The organism is Ensifer soli, from assembly GCF_041928815.1.
In the GTDB taxonomy this organism is placed as follows: Bacteria; Pseudomonadota; Alphaproteobacteria; order Rhizobiales; family Rhizobiaceae; genus JBHFEI01.
Genome location: NZ_JBHFEI010000048.1, coordinates 1 through 3,176, shown reverse-complemented (window position 1 = coordinate 3,176; position 3,176 = coordinate 1). Strand labels below are relative to the sequence as shown.

The 3,176-nt window shown below is 57.1% G+C and carries 2 protein-coding genes and 1 pseudogene; 2 read left to right on the top strand and 1 reads right to left on the bottom strand.

Features of this window, described 5'->3' with window-relative positions:
- Positions 1-336 (top strand): annotated as a pseudogene (locus ACEVQ6_RS23510) (SDR family NAD(P)-dependent oxidoreductase); the annotation flags it as partial.
- Between the two features lie 159 nt (positions 337-495).
- Here the strand turns inward: ACEVQ6_RS23510 and ACEVQ6_RS23505 are convergent.
- Entirely contained in the window at positions 496-1,794 is a 1,299-nt protein-coding gene (locus tag ACEVQ6_RS23505; RefSeq protein WP_374891471.1) for a PAN domain-containing protein, read from the bottom strand.
- 206 nt (positions 1,795-2,000) lie between these two features.
- Here ACEVQ6_RS23505 and ACEVQ6_RS23500 point away from each other — a divergent pair, with 206 nt between their 5' ends.
- Entirely contained in the window at positions 2,001-2,993 is a 993-nt protein-coding gene (locus tag ACEVQ6_RS23500; RefSeq protein WP_374891470.1) for an integrase, read from the top strand.
- Positions 2,994-3,176: the final 183 nt, after the last annotated feature.

Below are 3,176 nucleotides of genomic sequence, written 5' to 3'. Positions count from 1 at the left end.
GCGATCATGCCCGGCGGTATCCGCACCGAACTCGGCCGACACATGACGCAAGCCGACGAGGACGCGCTGGTCGCATCAATCAACGCATCCTACGCAAAGGCCGGCCTGCCGCCCTTCACGTTCAAGACGATCCCGCAAGGGGCCGCCACATCGGTCTGGGCCGCCGTTGTCGCGGAGGCGGAGCTTATCGGTGGGCGTTACTGCGAGGATTGCCATGTCGCCGAGATCGCCGAGGGCGAGGCCATGCGCGATGGTGTCCGCGCCTACGCACTTGACGAAGAGCGGGCAAGACAGCTCTGGGCGAAAAGCGAAGAATGGGTTGGGGAGCGCTTCTGAGCAGGAGTTTCACGGGGCCGGCACGGGACCGCGATAACCTTGGCACCCGTCCATGCGTGATCTTCAACACAGGTTGGAGATCACGATAGCGACCATTAGAAAGCTCAGAGGACGCTGGCAAGCACAGTTGCGCCAGCGTAACGTGACACACTTTCCCGCTCAATCCAGACTAATAATGGTGGCGGGAGAGAAGGTCTCAATCTTCTTCACGCCACTCACCATGTCCATACCGTATGCCGGTTTACCGATCGCACCTTTGAGCCAGCACTCCTTCTTGGGTTTGACATAGGTGAATGCGACGCAGAGATCGTCATCAACACAGGCGAGCCGGCAATCGAGTGGTGTCCTGGCAGAACGGTGTGCGCGCCGTGACAGATCACCTCCCGGAAGATCAACATCATCAAAGAGCGCGGTCTGCGGGTCGATCGTGCCAAGAGTGATAGCCGATGGATCTGTATCTGCTGCGCTTAGAAATTGCCCTGAGAACGCGACACTGTTTCCATCAGCGCGACCAGAGCTGGACTTCAAAAAGCAATTCGGCCCTCGTTTGATCTTGGGGTTCGCGTTGAAAGTGAACGCCTTGCATTGACCGTTCATCAGCAGGCAACTCTTCGCGCAAGCTGCGGCATCACCTGCCTTCATTGAGGATATATCGGCGCCAAACAGATCCAGACCTGTATAGATGGCAATTCTGTTGGGGCGCTTGGTAAACTCTTGCAATGGTGTTAACCGAGCCTCTTGCTCCAGTGCCGCAGCGAGTGGCCCGGCTTCTGGCTCCGATTCTTTGACGGGCAAGCTTGGATGCTCTTCAGCATGGGATGCACCGCCTGCTGATAGAACGGCCGTTGCATGCGCCGTGTTAGGTGCCAAACGTGCCGGCGTAGGATCTCCGCTCCGATTGAGCTTGTATCGCTCGATTTCCTCTGACGTAAACACATGCATGTCATCTGGATGGGTCTTGAACATCAAGCTCATAACCTCCACCGGCGTGGAGAAGCGGTTCAAGAGATCAATTATATCAGAGATCGCCAGCTGCGCTCCGACAAGATCTGGGGCGTCTGATGAAATCTGGTGCACACCCAGCTCGCCGTCGACCTTTCTCTCGATGCCAGCAAGAAAGACGAAGGAGCACGCTGAGAAACAACTGCTGCCTTTCGGAATGTAGGTTGCAAGCCTTCTCTGATGGATGTCGTCAGCGATCAACAAGCCCATCTGAACGTTGCCACCTTGGCTATTCAATGTGATGAGCTTCGCCGCTGGCGCGGCCTGCAATGCCCGCCTGAAATTGAGCGCAGAACCGGCATCAATGACACCGTTCAACCGGATGACGTCTGGCCTGGCGGTGTCGACGGCAAAGGGGCCGAACACTTGATCTGCGGCTTCCGCGATGCTGAGAGCATGTAGGAGTGCTGTAACACCAATAATGATGACGATGATCGATCGAAGATATTGATGCATGATCGGCTCCAACTCGAAACCTCATCAAACAGCAGCCACCGCAGTGACGCAAGATTGCAGCCGCCATCACAGCAGATATTCTACGTTGCAGTTAAATCTGTGTTGCCTCTTGCCAATTTACTCAGAGCACAGTTGCGCCGGGATAATCCTTGGCACCCCTCCAGGGGCATCCTACGCGTGATTTTCAACGCATGTTGGAGATCACTATGGCGACAATCCGGAAGCTCAGAGGGCGCTGGCAAGCTCAGGTGCGCCGCAAGGGCATGAAGCCGCGCTGCAAGTCCTTCGACACGAAGCAGGAAGCCGATAAGTGGGCGCGCGATCTGGAAACCCAGGTCGATCGCTTCGGTGCTGCGCCAGATACGAAGATCCTCGAGAGCACGACGCTCGGTGAGCTGATGGACCGATACAAGATCGAAGTCTCGCCCACCAAGCGCGGTGCCGAGCAGGAGATCCAGCGCATCGAAGTCCTGCGCCGCCATGAGCTTGCTTATCGGACGATGATCGGACTGAGCCAGCAAGATATCGCATCGTTCCGTGACGAACGCCTCAAGGTCGTGGCGCCGTCCACCACGGTCCGCGAGCTTGCGATCCTCAGCCACATCATCGAGGTCGCGATCCGCGACTGGGGTCTGCCGCTGGCAAAGAACGTCGTGAAAATGATCCGGCGTCCTGTGATCCGCAATGAGCGCACACGACGCCTCGACGGCAACGAGGAGCAGCGGCTGCTCGACGCCTGTGATGCCGGCAAGATTCCATTCTTCAAGACGCTGCTCATTGTAGCGATCGAGACCGGGATGCGCCGTGGCGAGATCCTGGGAATGCGATGGGACGACATCTCGCACAATCGCCGAGTGGTCACGCTCACGATGACGAAGAATGGATCCGGGCGCCAGGTGCCACTGTCACAGCGCGCATTCGATGCTCTGATGGCTTGGAAGGCGCGAGCTGATGTCGATCAGCAGCGCGTATTTCCAATGACAGCTGGCTCGCTGGAGCAAGTCTGGCGCCGTCTTCTGCTGCGTGCCGACATCATTGGTCTGCGCTTCCACGATCTGCGTCACGAAGGTGTCAGCCGCCTGTTTGAACGCGGACTGAACGTGATCGAGGTCAGCAGTATCTCCGGACATAAAGAGTTGCGCATGCTGAAGCGCTACGCGCATCTCGATGCGGCGGATCTTGTTGGCCGACTGGGATAGCCGACGACTTCATACATCGTGATTTCAACGAAAAGGACATGAAGTCCTAGAGATTTTCAATGCCCGCGATGGGGATGCCTTTCGGCGCCAGCGTGTCCAGGCGACCTGTCCGTCGTCGAATGATTTGAGACTTTTTAGGCTTTGTAAGAACGGATTTTGCGGCTCGCTAGCGGTTTGATTTAA

Coding starts and splice junctions, on each gene's coding strand:
- ACEVQ6_RS23500 (WP_374891470.1), top strand. CDS start 2,001: ATGGCGACAATCCGGAAGCTCAGAGGGCGCTGGCAAGCTCAGGTGCGC.
- ACEVQ6_RS23505 (WP_374891471.1), bottom strand. CDS start 1,794: ATGCATCAATATCTTCGATCGATCATCGTCATCATTATTGGTGTTACA.